Origin of the sequence: Listeria sp. ILCC796 (genome assembly GCF_900186175.1) — a bacterium.
Classification (GTDB): Bacteria; Bacillota; Bacilli; order Lactobacillales; family Listeriaceae; genus Listeria; species Listeria goaensis.
Genome location: NZ_FYBV01000022.1, coordinates 1 through 2,068, shown reverse-complemented (window position 1 = coordinate 2,068; position 2,068 = coordinate 1). Strand labels below are relative to the sequence as shown.

At 36.7% G+C, this 2,068-nt stretch carries 1 protein-coding gene and 2 pseudogenes; all 3 read right to left on the bottom strand.

Translation table 11 applies throughout. The features are described from left to right. A pseudogene (locus CFS04_RS12910) lies at positions 1–256 on the bottom strand (hypothetical protein); the annotation flags it as partial. Between the two features lie 495 nt (positions 257–751). Further along, on the bottom strand, positions 752–1,264 hold the full coding sequence (locus CFS04_RS12905; RefSeq protein ID WP_088811083.1) for a hypothetical protein: 513 nt from the start codon (positions 1,262–1,264) through the stop codon (positions 752–754). Positions 1,265–1,278: 14 nt separating this feature from the next. Continuing rightward, positions 1,279–2,068, bottom strand: a pseudogene (locus CFS04_RS12900) (hypothetical protein); the annotation flags it as partial.

Sequence of the window (2,068 nt, the reverse complement as noted above, 5' to 3'; positions counted from 1 at the left end):
TTCTTTGATAAACTTTGGTATCTTTAAAATCAACATCTTTTTTCCAGTATTCTCTAGTTTGAGAATAGTCTTTAGGTACCTTAGCCCCACTAGCTCCCTCATACGTCATACTCCCCCGAATCGCCGCCGTACTCAAGCCTAGCCCCATTACCACGTCCATCAGGCCACTTTCATCCAGCGTACCTTTCACCGATTCCACATACGCCGATGCCCGGAGCGTACCGCCAGCCATGCCGGTGTATTTCGTGCCGTCCATATAATAGGTGCCGGTTTTCCACGATTCAGTGATTTTTTTGTTTAAATCCTCATTCGTGATAATTTGGAGTCACTTGGGTCTAAGTACTTTCCTGCCTTGTCTAAGTATTTCTTCAGTTTCGGGTCATTCACACCCACTCCTTTTTAGGAAAGAAAGGTAGTATTCAAAAGACTGTTTGGTTGTTAATTTTTTCTTTTGCTTCACCTCATTTATCTCTTAGTATGGTGTATGTATTGTATCATCAACTATTTTCACTCTCCTAGCAACATACTACTTTTATACTTTTGAACATAGCTAAAAAGATATGAGTATGCTGCTCTCTCTATAGAGTTAGTTTTCTCATATCTTTTTCAGTAGTGCAACTTCTATTCAGTGAATACAGCTAGCTTTTGTTAGTTATTGGCAACTTGATTAGTGAATGCTACTAGTCAAGGCTTTACTATCCGACGCCTATCAGATAATAGAGTGCCTTTTTATTTTATTTAATATAGATGTTTAAAGTGATTTCAATTCTTCAATTTCTATACTTGTTAAATCTTTTATCGAAAAACCAATCACTTCATTCAATTTCAAAAACACTCTGATTCTATTTATATTGTAAGATGCATCAGGTTCAAAATTTTCCTCAAAACTACATACAAGTTCATCACTATCTAAAAATACAAAATAGTTAGAGTCAATATCTACATAGTCATTTTCTTTTTTAAAAATTGAAGAATCTACCATAATTAGTCCTTCATTTTCTTTAGTTAGGCTGAAATCCAATTTTTTAAAGAAATCAGAAGCAACATAAAAAACTATAGTTTGTATACTACCATCTGTTTTATCAATACCGATTTCTAAAGGAGGAATCCCCATTGTTCTAGTTAAACGCCAATAATCATAATAACTTTTATTGTTTTTTGTATCCATTTTTACTGAAATCATAAGTAAGTCATCTACAACTTTTTCCATGTAAACTTCACTTTTAATATTGATGTTCTCACTATTAATTTTTTTTAATAACATATTATCCTCCTATATTATGGTTTGTATAAAGCATGATATATTACCCCCGTATCACCATTAATACCGATTTCCCAACCATTCACATTGAAAAAATTTCTACCAGGATTTACTTTAGGTAATATGAAAGATACCGAATCTTGAAAGCTAAGCATCAATTCATTTTCAGTTATTATTGACCCCTTAGCAGAATTAATAAATTCTCCCATATGCTTACTCGCATTTCCATGAACCCAAACTTCTTTTCCATTTACGTTAGTTCCTTTTAAAGTAAAAGACTTTGGTATGTTGGTATTAGGAATTATTTCTTGAGTTGGGTTGATATTTTTGTCCCATGTAATTTCATATTTAGCCCCATTCGCTTTCTCATACGTCATACTCCCCCGAATCGCCGCGGTGCTTAAACCTAACCCCATCACCACGTCCATCAGGCCACTTTCATCCAGCGTACCTTTCACCGATTCCACATACGCTGATGCCCGAAGCGTGCCACCAGCCATACCGGTGTATTTCGTGCCGTCCATATAATAGGTGCCAGTTTTCCACGATTCAGTGATTTTTTTGTTTAAATCCTCATTCGTGATAATTTGGTAGTCACTTGGGTCTAAGTACTTCCCTGCCTTGTCTAAGTATTTCTTCAGTTTCGGGTCATTCACACCCACTCCGTTTTGTTCAAGCAGCCACATCACTTGCGGCTTTCCCTCCGCATCGTAGTACACCACTGCCAAAACTTGATAGGCTTTCAGCGCTTCGACCAGTTTTGGGTCTACGCCGCGAACGGTATTAAGCCGCTGTTTCAAGGCATCC

Bases quoted from the DNA above. Each gene is read 5' to 3' on its own strand.
- CFS04_RS12905 (WP_088811083.1), bottom strand. From the start codon at position 1,264: ATGTTATTAAAAAAAATTAATAGTGAGAACATCAATATTAAAAGTGAA.